The following is a 21,668-nucleotide window of genomic DNA, read 5'->3' on the forward strand; positions in this document are numbered from 1 at the left end:
CTCTAGCATTAAGCTAGAGACTCATCTTTTATCTTAAATAAGAAAGTGGGTTTACCAAGCTGCCGTTTTTATAGACTTCAAAATGCAAGTGAACACCAGTAGCATCTCCGGTAGCCCCCATAATTCCAATGGCGGAACCCTTGGAAACCTTCTGACCTACGTGAACCTTAAGCGATGACATATGCCCATAAAGGGTACGGTAACCATTTCGATGGTCAATTACAATTTTATTACCATAACCGCCCCCCCAGCCTGCAGAAACAACCACGCCATTATCAGCTGCCTTGATGGTTCTGTTGCTTGGTCTAGCAATATCAATCCCTTTGTGCATTCTGCCCCATCTAGGACCTTGCTTACTGGAAATATAGCCACCCACTGTTGGCCAGGCAAAGGTACCGTCGCCGCGTGATGGAATAACCTTTGTTCCCTTGATGACAATCTCATTAACTGGCTGTTCAAGGATTGTTTCATTGACCTCGTCCTTGTTTACGGTTACACCATTTTGTTCAGAGATTTTATAGGTAACGGAGCGAGCGCCTTTTTTACCTTCTTGTTTTACTTTTGTTTTCCCCTTTAACAGAGTTTTATCCTCAATTACATTCTTTTTATAAGGGATTTCTTCCTTTTTATTTACTTCTTTTTCCACAATCACTTCAATAAATGGTTTTGGAACCGTCATATTAATTTTCTGCCCAATCTTTAGAAGTTTATCTTCAGATAGACCGGGATTCACCGCTAAGATGTCCGCCATCTTCATATGGTGATCATGGGCAATAATTTCAAGTACATCGCCTTTTTGAATCACATATATCTTTTCTTCTAAAGTCCCTTTTTGTAAAAAAATCACTGCTTCCTCTGCAGACATAATTTTCCTAGGAGCAGTATCTTCATTTGAAAATGAAACATTTTTAGATAGGCGTACGTCTAATAAGCGAGACTCATTTTCTTTTAATGCCGGTACACTCGTATTGTCAGAAGCTTTTCGAGCCTTAAGTTCAGTTAATTGATCCTCAGGCACGTATTGTTGAATTAGTTTCTTCATAACTTCTTCCGCTGTCGATTGATTTTCTACATAAGCAACTGGTTTCCCGTCAATCATGATGGCAGACGCCTCTGTTTGAAGCTGGAAGATATTTCGGATGGTCTGAACGGTTTCTGTCTCCGTTTCAGCCGTTGGAAATACTTGATATGGAACGTCTTGAATTTGCTGCATAAAATCAGTATCTGCGGCTTTTTTAGCAATGATTTTATTTACTACGCTTTTATCCGCAACATTACCTATATATGTACCTTCAAGATAGACATGATAATCCCTCGATGATTCGGACGAATCAGCCAATGCAACCGGACCGTTACTAAAGGCAATCAGTGAAGATGCCATGGCTGTCACAAGTGTTGTTTTAAGTAATAACTTTTTTGTTTGTAATATTTTATCTAAAAATAACATTTTTCCTCCCTAAACCACGGTAAAACACTCTTAATCTATTGAATTTACTATTAAAGAAGTTCCCAGAATTTTAGACCTTCTCCACTTTACCATAACTTTCTGTAAATAGATTAATAGTCTTTATACTGTAACAAAACTGTATAATTACTGACATTATTAGCAGGGAGGAACTGTTCATTTTTGTAAAAAGAGGATATAGCAAAAAAAAAGAAGCATGCATTTGCAAGCTTCCTTTTTTTATGGCTCAGGACGGAATCGAACCGCCGACACAAGGATTTTCAGTCCTTTGCTCTACCGACTGAGCTACTGAGCCACTTATATGGCGGTCTGGACGGGACTCGAACCCGCGACCTCCTGCGTGACAGGCAGGCATTCTAACCAACTGAACTACCAGACCAATATTAAATTGATTGTCAGCAAGGAGACCGTCCTTGCCAGCCATTTACTGACAATCAAAAGCCATGACCCCTACGGGATTCGAACCCGTGTTACCTCCGTGAAAGGGAGGTGTCTTAACCACTTGACCAAGGGGCCATAAAAATATAAATGGTGAGCCATGAAGGACTCGAACCTTCGACCCTCTGATTAAAAGTCAGATGCTCTACCAACTGAGCTAATGGCTCGTACTAAAATAATTCCCTAAACCTATATTTCTGTCGGATGCCCACGCCTCAGAAAGCTTATTCAAGCAGCAACTCGGCGTGTGCCCTGAAGCTGTTTCAAGGAAGCTTATTCGATCGTGCTCTACCAACTGAGCTAATGGCTCGTACTAGTTATCGTATCGTGACGACGCTTTTTATAATAGCACGGACTATACACTAAAGGCAATACTTTTTTTAAAAAACTTTTTTAAAAAGTTTGAAGCCCTCAAAAATGAGGGCTTCATTAGTAAGTTCAAAGTTAAATTGTCTAGCTCCAGCGCCTAGGGGCTCGGGGTCATAAGCCAATCCGTCATGAAGGTTAAAAAGCAACCTTCACGCCGGCTCGTCTTATGCCTGTCGCCCCTGAACAAGGCGCTTCCGCTTTTATATTTGTCTCCAAGGGCTGCGGACGACATTTGTTTGATTACGATCTGGCCCAACTGAAAACGTAGTTAATGGAATTCCAGTTAATTGAGTCACGCGTTCTACATAATGACGGGCATTTAATGGCAACTCGTCTAAAGTTTTAACGCCCGTAATATCTTCTGTCCAGCCTGGCAGCTCTTCATAAACTGGTTCACACTGTGCTAATACCTTCAAGCTTGCTGGATATTCCGTAATAAGCTCACCATTATAACTATACGCTGTACAAATTTTTAGTGTTTCAATCCCTGTTAAAACATCAATAGAATTGAGGGACAGGTCCGTTAGGCCACTTACACGGCGGGCATGGCGTACAACGACACTGTCAAACCAGCCAACACGGCGAGGACGGCCTGTTGTGGTACCATATTCACGGCCAACTTCACGGATCTGATTGCCGATTTCATTATTTAATTCTGTCGGGAATGGCCCGTCACCCACACGAGAAGTGTAAGCTTTGCACACTCCAACGACATGGGTAATCTTCGATGGACCCACTCCGGAACCAATTGTAACACCGCCAGCTACAGGATTAGAAGAAGTAACAAATGGGTAGGTACCTTGGTCAATATCAAGCATAACCCCTTGAGCGCCTTCAAAAAGAACCCTTTTGCCTTCATCTAATGCATCATTCAAGACCACAGATGTATCACAAACATATTGTTTTACTTGTTGACCATATTCATAATACTCGTCAAGGATTTCTTCTTTCGTAAATCCTGTTGTTTCATAAATACGCTCAAACAAACGGTTCTTCTCTTCCAAATTACGTTCAAGCTTTTCTTCAAACACATCGCGTTCTAGCAGGTCAGCAATTCGAATACCTACGCGCGCTGCTTTATCCATGTAAGCTGGTCCAATTCCTTTTTTGGTGGTACCGATTTTGTTGGCACCCTTACTTTCTTCCTCAACCGCATCAAGTTTTAAGTGATATGGAAGAATGACATGGGCACGATTACTAATGCGAAGATTATCGGTGGTAATACCTTTTTCATGTAAATAAGCAAGTTCTGCTACAAGTGCCTTCGGATCAACAACCATTCCGTTTCCGATGACACAGATTTTTTCTTTATAAAAAATTCCAGATGGAATTAGGTGCAATTTGTACGTTTCTCCGTTGAACTTTATGGTGTGGCCAGCATTATTTCCTCCCTGATATCGGGCGATTGCTTCGGCATTTTCAGAAAGGAAATCTGTGATTTTCCCCTTACCTTCATCTCCCCATTGAGTTCCAACAACTACTACTGATGACATATAAGGCACCTCCAAATTAAATACGCTTTACTATTTTCCAAACACCATTTTACCAATTTTTATAACCAAAAGCAACCTAAACACGAACATTTATATGAATCTATAATATTACGTTCGTAAAATATTAATTTATGAATCTATCTTGTAGGTTTGGTAATTTTTCCATAAAATAGAATTATAGTTTTATTAAAATAACGAATAGGATGTGACATATGCTATTTAAATCTCGCGTGGAACTATTGGAAATTACTCTGTTGCGTTCATTAAATGCTCGAATGAATTTATCCGAAAAGGATGTTAGGAATTATACAAGGCTCAGAAAGGGATTTGAAGGTGAGCAAAAGAGTGATCAATGGTTAGAAGGGCTCTCAGAGGAGTGGCTGGTCATCCATGATTTATTACTTGAATATAACAATTCTAAATTTCAGATTGATACGCTACTGCTATCCCAGGATAAAATTTACCCTTTGGATATAAAAAACTTTGAAGGCGACTATTCTGCTGAAGGTGAAAATTGGTATACAAGTGCTAAAAAAGATATGAAGAATCCAGTACACCAACAAAATCGTTGTGTTATACTATTTCGTTCATTACTCCGTGATCTTAACTGCCATTATCCGCTTGAACCCTATCTCATCTTCATTAACCCCGAATTTCATTTATATATAACCACTATTAATCCATCTCTTGTTTTTCATTCACAATTGAACCGCTTTTTGAAAAAGTTGAATGCAAGGTCCGTAAAACTGAATAAAAGACACTACAAGTTAGCTGAACAACTAGTAGCACTTCATATAGTAGAGTCACCTTATCCGCACTTACCAGCCTACGATTATGATCAGCTGGAAAAAGGAATCCTCTGCTCGAAGTGTTTCTCCCTTTTTTCTGAAATACATGGATCGAAACTAACATGTGGCCATTGCGGATGCACAGAGGAAGTGGAGTCAGCAGTGCTAAGGAGTGTCACTGAATTATCGCTTCTTTTCCCTGATCAAAAAATTACCACAAAAATAGTTCTTGATTGGTGTAGGATTGTTAAATCGGAGAAGACTATTAGGAGGATACTAGGGAAGCACTATAAGCTAGTTGGCCATGGTAAATCTGCAAATTATGTTCTACCAAATGATTAAGTTCATTTAATTACCCTTTTATTAAAATCTATGGATACCATTGGACTCCTTTTTTTACCTCAACGGGCTTCATACGACCCCTATGGTTACCGTTGGGCTCCTTTTTTACTGCAAACGGGCTTCATACGGCCCCTATGGTTACCGTTGGGCTCCTTTTTTACTGCAAACGGGCTTCATACGGCCCCTATGGTTACCGTTGGGCTCTTTTTTTACTGCAAACGAGCTTCATACGGCCCCTATGGTTACCGTTGGGCTCTTTTTTTACTGCAAACGGGCTTCATACGACCCCTATGGTCACCGTTTGACTTTTTTCTCAAACCACGGGTGCCATGAGCACAAAAAAGGCTAGCCAAATAATTTTGGCTAGCCACTACGCACCAGGAGCATCTTCATACCGTGTCTCGAGGTTGACGAACTTATTGTATTCTTTTACAAAGGCCAACGATACCGTTCCTGTTGGACCATTACGCTGCTTAGCTATAATGATTTCAATGATGTTCTTATTCTCTGATTCCTTATCATAGTAGTCATCACGATACAAGAACGCCACGATATCGGCATCCTGCTCGATACTCCCTGATTCACGAATATCAGACATCATCGGACGCTTATCTTGACGCTGTTCCACACCACGGGATAGCTGTGAAAGGGCAATAACAGGGACTTTCAGCTCACGGGCTAACTGCTTTAAAGAACGAGAGATCTCAGAAACTTCCTGCTGACGGTTCTCGCCCGAACGGCCGCTTCCTAAAATCAACTGCAAGTAATCAATTAGGATCATCCCTAAACCATGCTCTTGCTGCAAGCGACGGCATTTCGAACGGATATCACTGATGCGAACCCCTGGAGTATCATCAATAAATATCCCTGAATTCGAAAGACTTCCCATTGCCATCGTTAGTTTACCCCAGTCTTCATCCGTAAGGGAACCGGTACGAAGGCGCTGGGCATCGATGTTTCCTTCCGAACAAAGCATACGCATGACCAGCTGTTCGGCACCCATCTCAAGACTAAATATCGCAACATTTTCACCCGTTTTTGTCGCTACGTTAGCGGCGATGTTTAAGGCGAAAGCCGTTTTACCCACGGAAGGACGGGCTCCAACAATGATTAAATCATTTCGCTGGAATCCAGCCGTCATTCGATCTAGTTCAGCGAATCCGGTGGAAATCCCCGTAATGTCTCCGACGCGGTTATGCATTTCTTCAATATTGTCATACGTCCGAACAAGTACATCTTTAATATTATGGAAAGCACCAGCATTCTTCCGTTGCGCCACGGCCATAATATTTTTTTCTGCTTCACTTAAAAGCGCCTCAACCTCATCCTCACGAGAATATCCATCGGATGCAATGTTCGTTGCGGTGCGAATTAATCTTCTAAGTAAGGATTTTTCTTCTACTATTCTCGCATAATATTCAATATTAGCTGCTGTCGGAACCGAAGCGGCCAATTCTCCTAAATAACTAACCCCGCCTGTATCTTCAATCAGTTTGGCAGCCGCAAGTTCCTCTGTTACCGTTACAAGGTCAACTGCTTTCCCTTGATCATTAAGAGTAAGCATCACGTTAAATATTTTTTGGTGGGCAGCACGATAAAAATCCTCAGGGATTAAAATTTCAGAAGCTAGTACGAGAGAGGAAGGCTCTAAGAAAATAGCCCCTAAAACAGCCTGCTCGGCTTCAATATTTTGCGGTGGCATACGATCTGCATATAAGTCATTCATATATCAAAAAACCTCCTATCATGAAGAGGATCATTTATTATCAAAAACTATCATTTCCCTAAAAACAAAAGAAAAAGTGACCAGCTAAGACCGATCACATCGCGTTGATTACTTTTCTATTCTATCATGTTCCAGAACCATTTCGCACTGGGAAAATTTTTATTTTACTTCTGTCACAGAAACTGTTAAAGTTGCAACCACTTCGTGATGAAGTTTCACTGGAACCTTTGTGTGGCCAAGCGTGCGAATGGCATCTGCTAATTCCATCTTACGTTTATCGATTTTGATCCCATGTTTCTTTTGTAATTCTTCTGCAATTTGCTTTGTTGTAATGGAGCCAAATAAACGGCCGCCTTCACCTGCTTTAGCAGTTAATTGAACCGTGATTTGATCCAATACTTCTTTTAATTTTTGGGCTTCCGCTAATTCTTCTTCCGCTTGCTTTGCTTCCTTCTTTTTTTGAGCATCAAGCGTACTGATATTGGCATTATTCGCTTCCTTTGCTAAACCTTGTTTAAGAAGAAAATTATGAGCATAACCGTCTGCTACATTCTTCACTTCACCTTTTTTTCCTTTACCTTTTACGTCTTTTAAAAAAATTACTTTCATTCCTTTTTCACTCCTTCAAAATAATCATCTATTGCTAGCTTTAATTGGTTTTCTGTTTCTGCAATTGATAAACCAGTCAGTTGTGTGGCAGCGTTCGTTAGATGTCCGCCGCCTTTTAGACTTTCCATGATGACTTGGACATTGATGTTTCCAAGCGACCTTGCACTAATGCCAATCACACCTTCACTGCGTTCTGAAATAACAAAGGAGGCAATCACCCCATCCATTGTTAATAAGGTGTCTGCTGCTTGGGCAATAATCACCTGATCGTTGAATTCATTTTCTGTGCCTTTCGCAATGGCAACCCCTTCGCGGTAAAAAATAACAGACTCAATTAACTTGGACCTCTTAATATATGTATCCACATCTTCCTTCAAAAACTTTTGAACGAGGATGGTATCTGCTCCATGTGCTCGTAGATAGGAGGCCGCATCAAACGTCCTTGAGCCTGTTCTAAGAGTAAAGCTTTTGGTATCCACGATGATTCCTGCTAAGAGTGCCGTCGCTTCAATCATTTCAATTTTACCTCGTTTTGGCTGATATTCAAGGAACTCTGTCACTAGTTCTGATGTCGATGAGGCATAAGGCTCCATATAAACAAGGAGAGGATTGGCAATAAAATCTTCACCGCGGCGATGATGATCAATGACAACCTTATTGTCAATTTTATTGAGAAGACGTTCTTCAATGACCATGGACGGTTTATGCGTATCAACGACAACGAGTAAAGTCTTATCCATAGCAATTTCGAGCGCCTCTTCTGGTCCAATAAAGTGGGCAAACAACTGCTCTTGCTGTCGTATTTCTGCCATTAACCGTTTAACTCCATTTTCCATGTCCTGCGTGTTAACAACGATATAGGCATCTTTCTGATTCATTTGCGCGACTTTATAGATGCCAATACTGGCACCAATCGAATCCATGTCTGGATTTTTATGACCCATGATGATCACTTTATCACTGGCGATAATTAAATCCCTTAAGGCATGTGAAATAACGCGCGCTCTGACTCTTGTGCGCTTTTCAATTGGATTGGTTTTGCCGCCATAAAACTTCACCTTGCCACTCGGCAATTTAATCGCTACTTGGTCGCCGCCCCTGCCTAGGGCTAAGTCCAAGCTCGATTGGGCTAGACCACCTAACTCTGGAAGGGAAGTTACACCAGTTCCGACGCCGATACTTAAGGTAAAGGATACATTTTGCTTAGAAGTCATTTCTCTGACTTCATCAAGGATAGTAAATTTTCCTTTTTCCAGCTTTTGAAGAATTCCTTCACTGAATACAGCAATAAACCGTTCGGAGGAAATTCTTTTTAAAAATATCCCATTATCCTGGGCCCATTTATTTAGGATAGACGTGACCAGATTATTGATGCTGCCACGCATTTGGTCATCCATCCCCTGAGTAAGGTCATCATAATTATCTAAAAAGATAATGGAAATAACAGTCCTGTCATTGTGATACATTTTCTCGATTTCTTTTTGTTCGGTCACATCGAAAAAGTATAAAAGCCGTTCCTCACGTCTATGAATGACGCGAAATTTCCGTTCATGAAGAGTAATGATCTCTGTTTCTACTTCCTGTTTAATTAGCGGTATCAGGGTATCGGCGACATCATACAGTGATCTTCCCACCAAGGTATCCTGATCAAAACAAGAAGCTAGGAATGGATTGGTCCACTCAATATAATACTCATCATTAATAAGCATAATCCCAATTGGCATTTCCATCAGCGCTTCTTCACCAACTCGTTTTACGCGGTAGGAAAGGGTTGAGATATACTCTTCCATTTCTTTTCGTTGGCGCCGATCGACCACAAACATATAGTAAATGGGGAAAAACATTAATAACAGTCCTGCTACACTTAATATCCTGTTATATAAATACAGGATAATGAGCAGTACCACTGTGACAGCAATTAACCCATAAAAAGGGTAACGAATGGACCGCTTTTCTAAAAATGCAGGCAAAATTTTCAGCTCCTAGTCGTGAATCTTACTCTTTCTTTTCAAATTGCTTTCGAAAGTTAAAGCCTAAATCAGTAATGCCTAATAACATTATTATATAACGGACCAACGGAATCATGAAAGTAAGAATTACTACAAACACGCCAAGCCCCTTCGCAACAGACTTTTGGTGGAAAAGAAAAAATAAAAGCGCAACCCCCTGCAGGAGGATAAACGTCTCTAGAACGGATCTTGCATTGATTAAAACAGAATATATGTAGGTTCCTTCTTGTGGATGAAATAAGAGCATTGCCCCCAAGGCAATTAAATAATACCACAACAGACTTTTAGGAAGGGCAAGGTTACGAAAATGGCCCCATGGTTGAACGTTTACACCAAATCGCTTCGCAATTGGAAAACAAATCCACTGAGTAATAAAGGTAAGCAAAATGGCAGCGAAAATAAGCGCACTTGGTGCCAGCGTTACGATTTGCTTAAGCATAAGGGAATTTTGCTCTTTTATTTTTGCAATTTGATCTTCTCTACCCATTGCTTTCAGCATTTCCTCAGAGTTTTTAACTGATTCATTTAAGGCCACTGTTAGTTCATGGATAATATCTATTTTCATAAAAGAAACAGTGACGGCATACATGATAACTAGTCCAGCCATCATCGTGAGGGAACCAGCAATCAAAATGAATGCTCGACTCTTACCTTTTTGGAGCAAATAGCCAATAACCAGACCAACGGTACCGTATATAAGCATGATTCCAAGTCCTAGTATAGACCCGGCAATGAACGAAATAAAAATTGCTGCTACTGCGAAAGCGGCAATCAGTTTCGGACCATTTTTATAAGAAAAGATAATAAACGGAAGCGGCAATACTAGGTTTACAATCGCTCCTACGAGAGGAATATACATGGTTACTAATAATAACGCAGCAAAAGCTGCCAAGAGGATGGCACCCTCCGTTAGCTTGCGTACATCTTTCACACTTTCACCCCTAAACATATAAAACACTAATCTTTATTTTACCCGAGATAATCTGCTCGACACAAGTTTACGAGTATAAGAAAAAGGCAGCAGGGAGAACCCTTACTGCCTTTTCCATTTATTTATTATTCACCTGCAACAAATGGAAGTAATGCCATTTGACGTGAACGTTTGATTGCAACTGTTAATTTACGTTGGTATTTAGCGCTAGTACCAGTTACACGACGTGGTAAAATCTTTCCACGCTCAGAGATAAATTTCTTAAGAAGATCTACATCTTTATAGTCGATTTTAGTGATACCATTTGATGTGAAATAGCACACCTTACGACGTTTTGCGCGACCGCCTTTGCGTCCTCCTGCCATGAAAATTCCCTCCTTTTTCATTATTAATGTTATCGTTCAATTAAGGTTGGTTAGAATGGAAGGTCGTCATCGGAAATATCAATCTGACCATTACCAGCAAACGGATCCTCGTCCATTCTTGTGTAACCTTTATTCGTGTTTTGATTTTGACGTTGATTCTGATTGCCGCCTCCATAAGGATTACCTTGTGGTTCCCTCGGAGGAGCACCGAATTGATCGTAATCGCTTCTTCCGCCACCGCCGCCAGATGCGTTTCTAGGTTCTAAGAACTGAACACTTTCAGCTTGTACCTCTGTAACATAGACACGTTTACCATCTTGTCCTTCATAGTTGCGGGTTTGAATTCGGCCATCCACACCTGCAAGGCTTCCTTTTTTCAAGAAGTTTGCTACATTTTCAGCAGGTTTACGCCAAACAACACAGTTAATAAAGTCTGCTTCACGTTCACCTGATTGACTAGAAAATGGTCGATTAACAGCTAGAGTAAAGGTAGCAACAGGGACCCCATTTGGTGTATAACGCAAATCAGGATCTTTTGTTAAACGGCCAACAAGTACGACACGATTCATCATCAGAATCAACTCCTTTTTATTTGGAAAAATGTTCCGCGTGAAACATTTTTACCAAGATCTATATTAAGCGTCTTCTCTAATTACTAAGTGGCGAATGATATCTTCGCTGATTTTTGCAAGACGAGAAAATTCTTGTACTGCAGCAGCTGAAGATGTTGTTTTAGTGATTTCGTAGTATCCGTCGCGGAAATCGTTGATTTCATATGCTAAACGACGCTTACCCCAATCCTTTGTTTCAGCAGTTTCCGCACCGTTTTCAAGAAGAATTGTATTAAAACGCTCTACAAGAGCCTTTTTAGCTTCATCTTCAATATTTGGGCGGATGATGTACATGATTTCGTACTTATTCATCACAGTCACCTCCTTTTGGTCTAAACGGCCCGTTTGGGCAAGGAGCAATTATTAATTACTCACAAGTTGAAATTATAGCATACAAATAAAATTATTGCAATGTCATTCACAGAAATGAGTTATTTCCAATAATAAAAGCTCTGCAATATGTGCAGAGCTTGAGCTATTATACGTTAAAACGGAAGTGGATGACGTCGCCGTCTTTTACTTCGTATTCTTTTCCTTCGAGGCGGACCTTGCCGGCTTCTTTGGCAGCTGTATGACTTCCAGCAGCTAATAGATCATCAAATGAAACTGTCTCGGCTCGAATAAAGCCGCGTTCAAAGTCAGAGTGAATGACTCCTGCACATTGCGGAGCTTTCATTCCTTTTCTGAATGTCCAGGCGCGTACTTCTTGAACACCTGCGGTAAAATAAGTCGCTAATCCAAGTAAATGATAGGCAGCACGGATTAACTGATCAAGTCCAGATTCTTCAATTCCTAGTTCTGAAAGGAACATTTGCTTCTCTTCACCATCGAGTTCAGCAATTTCCTCTTCAATCTTTGCACACACCACGATAACTTCGGCGTTATCGGCAGCGGCGAATTCACGGACCCTTTGAACATATTCATTGTCAGATGGATCAGCAATATCATCTTCACTTACATTGGCCACATAAAGGACAGGCTTAATAGTTAAAAGGTGAAGTCCTTTAACAAGTTTCATTTGCTCATCGGTAAAATCAACGGTTCGCGCAGGCTTTTCTGCTTCAAAAGCATCACGAAGCATCGCAAGTACTTCAAATTCAGCCGCTGCTTCTTTATCTTTTTGCTTAGCTAATTTTTCAACACGGCTAATCCGCTTTTCTACTGATTCCATGTCAGCAAGAATCAACTCTAGGTTGATGACCTCAATGTCATCGATTGGATCCACTTTACCTGATACATGGGTAATATTCTCATCTGCAAAGCAGCGAACGACTTGGCAAATCGCATCAACTTGGCGGATGTGTGAGAGGAATTTATTCCCTAATCCTTCCCCTTTGCTTGCTCCTTTAACAATCCCAGCAATGTCGGTAAATTCAAATGCGGTTGGAACGGTCTTTTTTGGTTGGACCAGTTCGGTCAATTTTTGGAGACGGTGGTCAGGTACTTCAACGATTCCGACGTTTGGGTCAATCGTACAGAAAGGGTAATTGGCTGATTCTGCCCCTGCTTGGGTAATTGCGTTAAATAAAGTAGACTTACCAACGTTCGGTAATCCTACGATACCAGCTGTTAATGCCATTTATTTCACTCCTCAAAAAAAATAAGATCTATTTTAAATATTGGCTATGTTAAACTTGCCTGTTGATTTCCGCTCCAGGCACGAGCGGTTCGCGGGCGGTCCGGGGAGCCTCCTCGTCGCTGCGCTCCTGCGGGGTCTCCCCTGTCCCGTCCTCCCGCAGGAGTCTTCGTGCCCTCCACTCCAATCAACAGGGTGCTAAAATAAACAATAAGCATTAACATAGCCTAAATTAGTTCCAATAATAAAAAGACAAGTCTTTCACAATTATAGAGATTTATATAAAAAAAGACAACTGCCGCATGTCTGCGGCAGTTAGTTTATTTTTTCAATATTAACAAGACAATCATATAATGTACTGCCTAGACCATTATCCGATTCATGGCTGGATGTCAGGTTATTTACTGACCCGCCAAACTGCTTCCATATTCCCTCATCGATATTAATCGTGTTCGGATGGGCTGTTGGCAGGATGGAAAGATAGCCTTTAACTTCGCCGCGGTCATTCCATACCCTAACAAGGTCGTCTTTAAACAAACCGAGATCGTCCGCTATGTTCTTCGCTACTTCAACCTTAAGTTTCAGATTTCCACCTAACAGATGATAGTTCTGTGAGTGATTGGAACGCAACGGATGAATCGTAAGCAAATTATATGGATACTTTTCAGCCAACTGTGGATTCCTCCACTTAGACTCCTCTGGAACAGCTAAGGTTAACCGTTCATGACCGTTCCGTGTTGTAAATTCATACTTGCCGCTTGGAGTAGGAAACTTTCGGTCTTGCCATGGGATCGCTTTGACCGGCAACTCTATTGTATGCTTTTCCATTAACGTTTCTAGGGTCACACCCTTTTTTTCCAATGCTTGAAAGCCCATCTGAAGAAATTGCTTTCTGGTAAAATCAAAATCTGCTCCAAAGCCAAGCCGCTTCGCTAATTCCGTCCAAATCCATAAGTCAGGTTTGGCTTCACCTGGTGCGGAGACCAGCTTCGGTCCATAATTTACATAATGATGATACATCGAAGAATAATAAATGTCCTCTTCTTCAAAGGCTGTGGTTGTTGGAAGCACATAATCAGCAAGTTCCGCGGTATCGGTCATAAATTGATCAATTACCACCAATGTTGCTACAGATGAGAAGGCTTTTTTAACCACTTTGGTGTCAGGCACCTGTGTGACTGGATTTCCGCATGTGACGACTATCATTTGTATTTCTGGATTTATTGCTTCCAGCACTTCTTTGGCCTGTTTCATAATGGAAAACTGGCGCTGCTTTTGCCTGCGATGAGGGAGGGTTAACTCTTCAAACACAAAACTCTGGCCCACTTGAAGGTTCGCATAATTGGCGCCGCCTCCGGCAATGCCAATATTTCCGCTGCATGCGACAAGGGCATCAATCAGGCGAATCGTATTGCCGCCATTTTGATAACGCTGCAAGCCAAGCCCCATAAAAGTTGCAGTCGGTTTATCCGCATAGACATGCGCTAAATGGGTCATTACTTCACATGGCACTTCAGTCATTTCACTTATTTCTTCTAAAGTAATGCTTCCCAAAAGTTGAAGCACATCCTCAAAGCCAACGGTCGATTCCTCAATAAACTTTCGATCTTCTATCCCTAAACGAAGCAACTCTTTGATAATTCCTGCTGCTAAAAACCCATCCATTCCAGGTTTAATCGAAATATATTCATCAGCAATTTTTGCTGTGGCATTAAAGATTGGATCAATAACAAATAGTTTTGCACCGGATCTTTTCGCCTCTAGCAGTTTTTCGTAAAAGTGCATGTTCGTCCGAGCAACATTACGGCCCCAGACGATAATATTTTTACTATTATAAACATCATCAGGTCCATGGCTATATGCATTCCCGAAATCCCACTTTTGTGCTTCAATGCCTGCCCCCCAGCAAAGTGAACCGTAAAGCTCAGTAACACCGCCGTAGCAATTGAAGAAACGCTGGTCGAGGTTTTTTAATAATCCATTATTCGCATAGTCATGGCTGTGTAAAACGGCCGTTGGCCCGTATGCTTCTTTTATATCCCTTAGCTTATCGGCTATCTCATTCAGTGCCTGCTCCCAAGAAATTTGCTCGAATTGTCCGTTGATTTTTTTTAATGGATGCAGTAACCGCTGTGTGGAATTTGTTCTTGTTTCCAGCATCCGTCCCCGTCCACAAATTTTCCCTTGGGTGATTGGATGGGAGGGATCTCCATCCACTTTTGTGATGCGATCGTTTTCGACTGTTGCATGAAGTCCGCAGCTATCCCAGCAATTTAATGGACAGGCTGCTTGACGAATTTGTGTCTGTGCCACTATTCCCACCCCCTATATGCAAAAACTCTATTTCTACTTTTCTTTGAAATTTGATTACTGTCTGGCTCCAGTGCCCAGCGGCTAGTGTACTTCGCTCTCCGCCCTACGATAAGTCAACATCGAATCGCTTACGCTCTTCGTGTTTCCTTTATCTCGGTTGGAGCGCTCCAGTCCATACGCCGCTAAACGGGCACTTCCGCTTTTCATAAAAAAAGCATGAACTACTCTTCATGCTTCACCAATATTTTCTTCATTTTCCTTGAAAATTCTCGCCGCGGTATAAGGACACTATGACCGCACCCTTCACATTTAATGCGAACGTCCATCCCCATGCGGATGACTTTCCAGCGATTTGTTCCACAAGGATGCTGTTTCTTCATTTCTACCACATCATTTAGGGCAAATTCCTTTTCTTCCATTTAAAATCATCCCCTTATTTAGGTTGTCCAGAGCCATACATGACCACTTTTGGATCAGGAGCCTTAATGCCATTTTCGTCTAATTGAAGCTTAATATCCCTGCGAATCATACGTGAAACACCAGCCTGCTTCATTGGCTGTGTTTCGGCAACAACTCGTAAAACTATCTCTGTAGCGCCCATTGTTTGAATTCCTAATAACTCAGGGGGCTTAACTAATTCCTCATATTGAGCTGGCATATATTGAATTGCTTCCTCAATTACCTTCTCCGCCTTAGCAATGTCCTCCCCATAGGCGATTGCAATATCTACAACAGCGATACTGTTATTAATGGAAAAGTTGGTTACTTCAATAATACTGCCATTTGGTAAAATATGCAGTTCCCCGGTCCAACTTTTAATTTTTGTCGTTCTTAACCCGATTGCTTCGACATTTCCTTCGAATTGACCGATGCGAACATGGTCACCTACGGAAAATTGGTCTTCAAAAATAATAAAAAAGCCGCTGATTACATCTTTGACTAAACTTTGCGCTCCAAAACCTACGGCCAAACCAACTACCCCGGCACCCGCAATTAATGCTTTTACATCAATTCCTAACACAGAAAGAATCATCATAAAGGCAATAAAATAAACAACATACGAAAGGACATTATCGAGCAGCCGAGAGAGTGTTTCTTCACGCCGTTCTGAGGTACTTAGCGGTGACAGGTTTCTAATTTTAAAAATGTTATGGATCATTAATTTTCCAATACGAATCAAGATATTGGTAATAATTAAAATCGCAATAATTTTTAATAGCCCTTCACCTAGAGCCAGCCATGTATCTTCATTTTGAAATTTATCGAGTAATTTTTGCATTCCCTTTTGTGTAAGAGTCATTTAGACACCATCCTCTAAAACCTTTTTGCCAATTCTATTTTAGCAATTATTTTATGCAGTTAATAGCATTATGAATTTTCCTTTTTTACCCGCTTTATGTATAGATTTACTGAAAATTCCGTATACTAATAAGACTTATTAGTGTTAGGGAGTGACTTAATGAATCTAAAATCCAATTTTTTTGACAGGAGGGCCAAGGCACGAATCAGTCATGATGATCTGCATGCTGCTGAAAACCTCGCTGAAGAGCTGCTTACGAATATTCCTACTGTAACAAGCCGCCCGATTGTCTTTGTTTGTATTGGTACGGATCGTTCCACGGGAGATTCATTAGGGCCGCTTGTTGGGACACTACTAGAAGAAAAGGACCTGCGGGCATTCTATGTGTACGGGACATTAGATGAACCGATTCATGCCGTTAATTTGGCTGATAAATTAAAGGAAATTCAGGCAAAACATGTTGATCCTTATATCATTGGAATCGATGCTTGTCTGGGAAGAGTTAAAAATGTCGGAGTGATTCAAGTGGGGAATGGTCCTGTCAAACCAGGGGCAGGAGTAAACAAAGAGCTGCCAGCAGTCGGTGATATACATATCACAGGCATCGTCAATGTCAGCGGGTTTATGGAGTTTTTTGTCTTACAAAATACTCGCTTAAATCTTGTGATGAGAATGGCTAAAACGATTGCCAATGGCATCTATCAAGCAAGTCTGCTCTACCCTAAGCAAAATTGGACAGAGTTAAACTTAAATTGGCTTGAAGAAGAGAAGACAAATTAAAAGAGCAAACGGGATCAAACCGAATGCTCCTTTTTGCTGTATTTATTGGACATTATAAAGAACTGATACAATTAGCCCAGTTACGACGATACCAGGCAGGAGATTGGCTACCTTAATTTTCACCATTCCCGTTAAATTTAAGCCTATCGCAAAAATCATTATTCCGCCTGTTGCTGTCATCTCGACAATAAACTGATCCATTAATGCCTGCGGGACAAATCGGTCAATCTGGGTCGCAAATAGGGCAATGCCTCCTTCATAGAGGACAACTGGTATCGCTGAAAAAATAACCCCAATTCCCAATGTTGTCGTTAAAATTAACGCCGTAAATCCATCGATTAACGATTTGGTGTACAACACATCATGATCACCGCGAATGCCGCTATCAAGCGCGCCAATAATCGCCATCGCCCCAATCACAAAGATTAATGTCGCCGTAACAAAACCTTCGGAGATACTGCCTTTTCCATTAGAAGGGCCGACTTTCTTCTCCAGCCATAATCCTAAATCATTTAATTTATCCTCCAGTTTTAACGCCTCACCAGCCACCGCTCCAACTACGAGGCTAATAATAACAATGAGGAAATTTTCACTCTTTAAACCCATTTGTAAGCCAAGGACCATGACAGATAAACCGATGGCATACATGACAGTGACTTTCATTCCTTCTGGAATCCTGTTTAACAGCTTTCCAAGAAGTGTGCCGACAACAATTAAAAGCCCATTCACCAATGTTCCTAATAAAAACATCTTACATCCACCTTTTTTCGACCTTCGAAATATATTTCTTTTAAACTATCATATACGATAAAAAAAATAAACCACCGTTTGATGGTTTATAAGGATGCATCTTCTTGATGAAGCATCTCTAAAATTCGTTCTAAATCCTCTTTAGAGAAGAACTCTATTTCAATTTTTCCTTTATTCTTGTTCTGTTTAATATTAACCGTCGTCCCAAACCGTTCCCGCAGGACATGTTCCCGTTCCTTGATAAACACATCTTTTTTCGGTTCTGGCTTTTTCGTTTCACGTGGAACATTTTCATTTAATTGTTGAATCAGTTTTTCTAACTGACGGACATTCAAAGCTTCTTTGGTTATTTTTTCGACAAGGCTTGGCAGTTTTTCTTTTTGGCGAAGACCTAATAAGGCACGGCCATGGCCCATGGATATTTTCCCGCTTGAGATTAATTCTTGGATCTTCTGAGGGAGGGAAAGGAGACGGATATGGTTGGCGATATGCGGCCGGCTTTTCCCTAGGCGCTTCGCTACCTCTTCTTGTGTCAACTTTAATTTTTCCATTAACAATTGATAGGCTAGTCCTTCTTCGATTGGATTTAAATCTTCCCTTTGCAGGTTTTCAAGGACGGACAATTCCATCATTTGCTGTTCCGAAAGTGTCCGGACTACAGCGGGAACAGTTTCAAGCTTTGCCTCTTTTGCTGCACGGAATCGCCGTTCGCCTACCACTATTTCGTAGCCGCGGATACTTTTTCTAACTACGAGCGGCTGCAAGATTCCATGCTCGATGATCGACTCTTTTAATTCATCGATTGTCTCTTGTTGGAAGGTTTTACGAGGCTGATATGGATTGGGACGCAATTCGTTCAGTTTAATTTCTAGAACGACTTCCTCTTTACTAGCATCCGCAAAAAATGCATTAAGGCCTTTTCCTAAACCTTTAGCCATTTGAGACCACTTCCTTTGCTAAATCTAAATACACCTCAGCACCACGGGATTTGGCATCATAGGTAATAATCGGTTCACCATGACTTGGAGCTTCACTTAGACGTACGTTCCTTGGAATAATGGTTTTATACACTTTATCTTGAAAATATTTTTTCACTTCTTCAATGACTTGGATGCCTAGATTGGTCCGTGCATCAAGCATGGTTAATAAAACGCCTTCAATTTTCAACTCCTGATTCAAATGCTTTTGAACAAGTCTTACCGTACTTAATAATTGACTTAAGCCTTCCAACGCATAATACTCGCACTGAACAGGGATTAAGACAGAATCAGAGGCTGTTAAGGCATTAAGTGTTAATAATCCTAAAGATGGCGGACAATCAATAATAATATAATCAAACTGGTCTCTCACTTCTTCTAGTGCACGCTTCAAACGAACTTCTCTTGAAATGGTTGGTACCAATTCAATTTCTGCTCCTGCCAGTTGAATGGTGGCTGGGATTGCATACAAGTTTTCGACCGATGTAGATTTAATGACATCCTTTGCTTCTACATCATCTACTAAAACATCATATATGCATTGGTCAACTTCTGCCTTTTCAATGCCAATCCCGCTTGTAGCGTTTCCTTGCGGGTCCGTGTCGACAAGCAGAACACGTTTTCCAATATATGCTAAGCAGGCACCTAGGTTGACAGAGGTAGTCGTTTTTCCGACTCCGCCTTTTTGATTCGCGATTGCAAGAATTTTGCCCACGATGTCACCTACCCTTTTATTCTCTCAAAGTTTTATTCTGCTATTCTCTTAAATTTTATAAAAATATTGTTCATTTGGCTAATTTAACCTTGTTGGATAAAAGAAAAATTCCATTCCTTTATTTTAGCATGAAACAGATAGGTTGTTGGATTTTTTCTTAAAATATTCAAATGTCAGCTGGTAGACAAATCGCTTGTATGGCGGGGAGAAAACATTCCATATCCAAACATTACCACTTATTGTGATACATCCCAAATAAAAAGAACCAAACATTTGAAATGTCTGGTTCTAGTATCTATTTATCTATTATTTCTTCTTTGGTATACGGATTGTAAATTGGTAGAATTCGTCAAATTCTTCTTCCTCAGCATCAAGGTTAATTCCGCTGTCTGATACCATTGTTAAGGATTGGCGAATTGTATTAACAGCAATTCTCATATCTTTACTGAAAGCCTTCCGTTTAGGCTTAGGCTTTTCATTTTTTTGTTCGAGCAATTTAACCACACGTTCTTCGGTTTGCTTAACATTAAAGTTCTTTTCGATAATTTCCGCCAAGAGTGCTACTTGTTTTTCAGGATCCTTGAGAGGGATCAAGGCACGCGCATGCCGCTCTGTAATTACTTTCGATAATAATGCCTCTTGAATCGGCTGCGGTAATTTAAGAAGACGGAGTTTGTTGGCTACCGTTGACTGCCCTTTCCCGAGGCGTTGTGCTAAGGCCTCCTGGGTCAAATTGTGCAATTCCAGCAATTTTCCATAGGCCATCGCTTCTTCAATGGGGGACAGCTCTTCTCGCTGCAGGTTCTCGATTAATGCAACTGACGCCGTTTCTGTGTCCGATAAATTTTTGACAATCGCTGGAGCCTCGGTCCAACCGAGCTTTTTCATCGCACGAAAACGACGTTCTCCAGCAATAATTTCATATTGTCCAATGGCAAATTCTCTCACGACAATCGGTTGAATAATACCATGAATATGAATGGTTCGCGCTAATTCTTCAATTTTCTCTTCATCAAAAACCGTCCGAGGCTGAAAGCGGTTTGGAACTATATGGTCAATTGGTATTTTATTGATTTCCTCGTTTTTTTCCGTAATCAGCTCTTTTTCAAGTTCAACCTCTGGTTGTCCCTTATCGCCGAGGCCAAAAAAGCGTGTAAATGATTGTTTCATCCCCAACACCACCTTTACGAAACTCCCTATTACTTATTCTCTACCTAGTTCTATTCTTCCTGCCTAGAATAACATGTTTGCTTTAAAAATTGTTAGATTCCCCAAATTGTTTATCTAAAAATTAAGACAGTATAAATGTCTGAACTTAAATAACTGTCCAGCTCCAACGCCCAGCGGCTAGTGTATTTCGCCGCTAAACGTGCGCTTCCGTTTTTCTTATTCAATCGGTGTCTTTCCTGGTGTCCCCGGCTTACGCGGATATTTCTTTGGTGTTTGTTTTTCTTTCTTTATGATGAGAATATTCCGTTCGCTTTCTTCCATTGGCAGCGTAAAAGTAAACATTTCCTCTAATTTCCCACCAAGGGTGGTGATTGCCTTTTGACCCATTCCTAATTCATCCTTGGCATGGGCAGCTTTCATGGCAATAAAATGACCGCCTACTTTGACGAGTGGTAAACAAAACTCACTCAACACAGACATTCTCGCTACCGCTCTTGCCGTTACCACATCAAATTTTTCACGGAACTCTGGATTGACCCCGAAGGTTTCCGCACGATCATGAACAAAATGAACGTTTTCTAAATTTAATTCCTTAGCTAAATGATTTAAAAAAGAAATACGTTTGTTCAATGAATCTACAATTGTCACCTCAATATGAGGGTAAACAATTTTTAATGGAATACTCGGGAAGCCTGCACCCGCCCCAACATCACAAAGATGAAAGGGCTTTGTGAAATCAAAATAGAACGAAGCCGTAATGGAATCATAAAAGTGCTTTAAATATACTTCTGCTTTATCGGTAATCGCGGTGAGATTCATTTTTTCATTCCATTCAACCAATGTTTCAAAATACTTTTCAAATTGGTCGAGCTGCACACTTGTAAGGGTAATTCCTTTTTCCTGTAAATTTGCTGCAAATTGTTCGATGATCATTTAGTAAT

20 protein-coding genes and 4 tRNA genes are annotated in these 21,668 nt (G+C 40.8%); 2 read left to right on the forward strand and 22 right to left on the reverse strand.

What is annotated here, in order from left to right; all coding sequences use genetic code 11:
- Positions 1-28: 28 nt before the first annotated feature.
- From QNH17_RS29695 to QNH17_RS29720, 6 genes are all read right to left on the reverse strand, one after another.
- Positions 29-1,447, reverse strand: coding sequence for a peptidoglycan DD-metalloendopeptidase family protein (locus QNH17_RS29695; protein ID WP_283876861.1), 1,419 nt, complete (start codon positions 1,445-1,447; stop codon positions 29-31).
- A gap of 240 nt (positions 1,448-1,687) precedes the next feature.
- Positions 1,688-1,760, reverse strand: a tRNA-Phe gene (locus tag QNH17_RS29700).
- Between the two features lie 7 nt (positions 1,761-1,767).
- Positions 1,768-1,844: transfer RNA gene (locus QNH17_RS29705), tRNA-Asp, on the reverse strand.
- Positions 1,845-1,909: 65 nt separating this feature from the next.
- Positions 1,910-1,981: transfer RNA gene (locus QNH17_RS29710), tRNA-Glu, on the reverse strand.
- Between the two features lie 13 nt (positions 1,982-1,994).
- A tRNA-Lys gene (locus QNH17_RS29715) sits at positions 1,995-2,070 on the reverse strand.
- Between the two features lie 402 nt (positions 2,071-2,472).
- Positions 2,473-3,765 carry an adenylosuccinate synthase gene (locus tag QNH17_RS29720; protein WP_283876862.1) on the reverse strand — a complete coding sequence of 431 codons (1,293 nt, stop codon included), beginning with the start codon at positions 3,763-3,765 and terminating at the stop codon, positions 2,473-2,475.
- A gap of 212 nt (positions 3,766-3,977) precedes the next feature.
- On the opposite strand from QNH17_RS29720, the gene QNH17_RS29725 reads away from it, so the two are divergent.
- On the forward strand, positions 3,978-4,895 hold the full coding sequence (locus tag QNH17_RS29725) for a nuclease-related domain-containing protein (protein ID WP_283876863.1): 918 nt from the start codon (positions 3,978-3,980) through the stop codon (positions 4,893-4,895).
- Positions 4,896-5,265: 370 nt separating this feature from the next.
- On the opposite strand, the gene dnaB is transcribed toward QNH17_RS29725, so the two are convergent.
- From dnaB to QNH17_RS29780, 11 genes are all read right to left on the reverse strand, one after another.
- On the reverse strand, positions 5,266-6,621 hold the full coding sequence (gene dnaB, locus QNH17_RS29730; RefSeq protein WP_144552059.1) for a replicative DNA helicase: 1,356 nt from the start codon (positions 6,619-6,621) through the stop codon (positions 5,266-5,268).
- A 159-nt stretch (positions 6,622-6,780) separates the two neighbouring features.
- Positions 6,781-7,230, reverse strand: a complete 450-nt coding sequence (rplI, locus tag QNH17_RS29735) for a 50S ribosomal protein L9 (RefSeq protein WP_144552062.1) — start codon at positions 7,228-7,230, stop codon at positions 6,781-6,783.
- Positions 7,227-9,200 (reverse strand): DHH family phosphoesterase, encoded by a 1,974-nt coding sequence (locus QNH17_RS29740; protein WP_283876864.1) that lies wholly within the window; start codon positions 9,198-9,200, stop codon positions 7,227-7,229. Before QNH17_RS29740 ends, rplI begins: the two co-directional genes overlap by 4 nt.
- Positions 9,201-9,225: 25 nt before the next feature.
- Positions 9,226-10,170, reverse strand: coding sequence for a YybS family protein (locus QNH17_RS29745; protein ID WP_283876865.1), 945 nt, complete (start codon positions 10,168-10,170; stop codon positions 9,226-9,228).
- Positions 10,171-10,295: 125 nt separating this feature from the next.
- Positions 10,296-10,535, reverse strand: coding sequence for a 30S ribosomal protein S18 (gene rpsR / locus QNH17_RS29750; RefSeq protein WP_098577061.1), 240 nt, complete (start codon positions 10,533-10,535; stop codon positions 10,296-10,298).
- A 50-nt stretch (positions 10,536-10,585) separates the two neighbouring features.
- On the reverse strand, positions 10,586-11,107 hold the full coding sequence (gene ssb, locus QNH17_RS29755; protein WP_283876866.1) for a single-stranded DNA-binding protein: 522 nt from the start codon (positions 11,105-11,107) through the stop codon (positions 10,586-10,588).
- A gap of 63 nt (positions 11,108-11,170) precedes the next feature.
- Positions 11,171-11,458, reverse strand: a complete 288-nt coding sequence (gene rpsF / locus QNH17_RS29760) for a 30S ribosomal protein S6 (protein ID WP_026568065.1) — start codon at positions 11,456-11,458, stop codon at positions 11,171-11,173.
- A gap of 166 nt (positions 11,459-11,624) precedes the next feature.
- On the reverse strand, positions 11,625-12,725 hold the full coding sequence (gene ychF, locus QNH17_RS29765; RefSeq protein WP_283876867.1) for a redox-regulated ATPase YchF: 1,101 nt from the start codon (positions 12,723-12,725) through the stop codon (positions 11,625-11,627).
- Positions 12,726-13,037: 312 nt separating this feature from the next.
- Complete coding sequence (locus tag QNH17_RS29770) at positions 13,038-15,035, reverse strand: molybdopterin-dependent oxidoreductase (RefSeq protein ID WP_283876868.1); 1,998 nt, start codon at positions 15,033-15,035, stop codon at positions 13,038-13,040.
- Positions 15,036-15,256: 221 nt separating this feature from the next.
- Positions 15,257-15,454 (reverse strand): DUF951 domain-containing protein, encoded by a 198-nt coding sequence (locus tag QNH17_RS29775; RefSeq protein WP_026568062.1) that lies wholly within the window; start codon positions 15,452-15,454, stop codon positions 15,257-15,259.
- A 14-nt stretch (positions 15,455-15,468) separates the two neighbouring features.
- Entirely contained in the window at positions 15,469-16,335 is an 867-nt protein-coding gene (locus QNH17_RS29780) for a mechanosensitive ion channel family protein (RefSeq protein WP_283876869.1), read from the reverse strand.
- A gap of 159 nt (positions 16,336-16,494) precedes the next feature.
- On the opposite strand from QNH17_RS29780, the gene yyaC reads away from it, so the two are divergent.
- The gene (yyaC, locus tag QNH17_RS29785; protein ID WP_283876870.1) at positions 16,495-17,115 is read left to right on the forward strand and encodes a spore protease YyaC; all 621 of its coding nucleotides are present in this window, start codon (positions 16,495-16,497) and stop codon (positions 17,113-17,115) included.
- A 42-nt stretch (positions 17,116-17,157) separates the two neighbouring features.
- Here yyaC and QNH17_RS29790 read toward each other — a convergent pair whose 3' ends face one another.
- From QNH17_RS29790 to rsmG, 5 genes are all read right to left on the reverse strand, one after another.
- The gene (locus QNH17_RS29790; RefSeq protein WP_283876871.1) at positions 17,158-17,865 is read right to left on the reverse strand and encodes a DUF554 domain-containing protein; all 708 of its coding nucleotides are present in this window, start codon (positions 17,863-17,865) and stop codon (positions 17,158-17,160) included.
- A gap of 86 nt (positions 17,866-17,951) precedes the next feature.
- Positions 17,952-18,803: a ParB/RepB/Spo0J family partition protein gene (locus QNH17_RS29795; RefSeq protein ID WP_283876872.1), complete on the reverse strand. Its 852-nt coding sequence runs from the start codon at positions 18,801-18,803 to the stop codon at positions 17,952-17,954.
- Complete coding sequence (locus QNH17_RS29800; RefSeq protein WP_283876873.1) at positions 18,796-19,557, reverse strand: ParA family protein; 762 nt, start codon at positions 19,555-19,557, stop codon at positions 18,796-18,798. Before QNH17_RS29800 ends, QNH17_RS29795 begins: the two co-directional genes overlap by 8 nt.
- A gap of 306 nt (positions 19,558-19,863) precedes the next feature.
- Complete coding sequence (gene noc / locus QNH17_RS29805; protein WP_283876874.1) at positions 19,864-20,727, reverse strand: nucleoid occlusion protein; 864 nt, start codon at positions 20,725-20,727, stop codon at positions 19,864-19,866.
- A gap of 216 nt (positions 20,728-20,943) precedes the next feature.
- The gene (gene rsmG, locus QNH17_RS29810) at positions 20,944-21,660 is read right to left on the reverse strand and encodes a 16S rRNA (guanine(527)-N(7))-methyltransferase RsmG (protein ID WP_283876875.1); all 717 of its coding nucleotides are present in this window, start codon (positions 21,658-21,660) and stop codon (positions 20,944-20,946) included.
- Positions 21,661-21,668: the final 8 nt, after the last annotated feature.

This window comes from Neobacillus sp. SuZ13 (genome assembly GCF_030123365.1).
Taxonomy (GTDB): domain Bacteria; phylum Bacillota; class Bacilli; order Bacillales; family Cytobacillaceae; genus Neobacillus.

What these genes read in the sequence shown, in the direction of transcription:
- QNH17_RS29695 (WP_283876861.1), bottom strand. Translation starts at nt 1,447, where the DNA reads ATGTTATTTTTAGATAAAATATTACAAACAAAAAAGTTATTACTTAAA.
- QNH17_RS29720 (WP_283876862.1), bottom strand. Translation starts at nt 3,765, where the DNA reads ATGTCATCAGTAGTAGTTGTTGGAACTCAATGGGGAGATGAAGGTAAG.
- QNH17_RS29725 (WP_283876863.1), top strand. Translation starts at nt 3,978, where the DNA reads ATGCTATTTAAATCTCGCGTGGAACTATTGGAAATTACTCTGTTGCGT.
- dnaB (WP_144552059.1), bottom strand. Translation starts at nt 6,621, where the DNA reads ATGAATGACTTATATGCAGATCGTATGCCACCGCAAAATATTGAAGCC.
- rplI (WP_144552062.1), bottom strand. Translation starts at nt 7,230, where the DNA reads ATGAAAGTAATTTTTTTAAAAGACGTAAAAGGTAAAGGAAAAAAAGGT.
- rpsR (WP_098577061.1), bottom strand. Translation starts at nt 10,535, where the DNA reads ATGGCAGGAGGACGCAAAGGCGGTCGCGCAAAACGTCGTAAGGTGTGC.
- ssb (WP_283876866.1), bottom strand. Translation starts at nt 11,107, where the DNA reads ATGATGAATCGTGTCGTACTTGTTGGCCGTTTAACAAAAGATCCTGAT.
- rpsF (WP_026568065.1), bottom strand. Translation starts at nt 11,458, where the DNA reads ATGAATAAGTACGAAATCATGTACATCATCCGCCCAAATATTGAAGAT.
- ychF (WP_283876867.1), bottom strand. Translation starts at nt 12,725, where the DNA reads ATGGCATTAACAGCTGGTATCGTAGGATTACCGAACGTTGGTAAGTCT.
- QNH17_RS29775 (WP_026568062.1), bottom strand. Translation starts at nt 15,454, where the DNA reads ATGGAAGAAAAGGAATTTGCCCTAAATGATGTGGTAGAAATGAAGAAA.
- QNH17_RS29780 (WP_283876869.1), bottom strand. Translation starts at nt 16,335, where the DNA reads ATGACTCTTACACAAAAGGGAATGCAAAAATTACTCGATAAATTTCAA.
- yyaC (WP_283876870.1), top strand. Translation starts at nt 16,495, where the DNA reads ATGAATCTAAAATCCAATTTTTTTGACAGGAGGGCCAAGGCACGAATC.
- QNH17_RS29790 (WP_283876871.1), bottom strand. Translation starts at nt 17,865, where the DNA reads ATGTTTTTATTAGGAACATTGGTGAATGGGCTTTTAATTGTTGTCGGC.
- QNH17_RS29795 (WP_283876872.1), bottom strand. Translation starts at nt 18,803, where the DNA reads ATGGCTAAAGGTTTAGGAAAAGGCCTTAATGCATTTTTTGCGGATGCT.
- noc (WP_283876874.1), bottom strand. Translation starts at nt 20,727, where the DNA reads ATGAAACAATCATTTACACGCTTTTTTGGCCTCGGCGATAAGGGACAA.
- rsmG (WP_283876875.1), bottom strand. Translation starts at nt 21,660, where the DNA reads ATGATCATCGAACAATTTGCAGCAAATTTACAGGAAAAAGGAATTACC.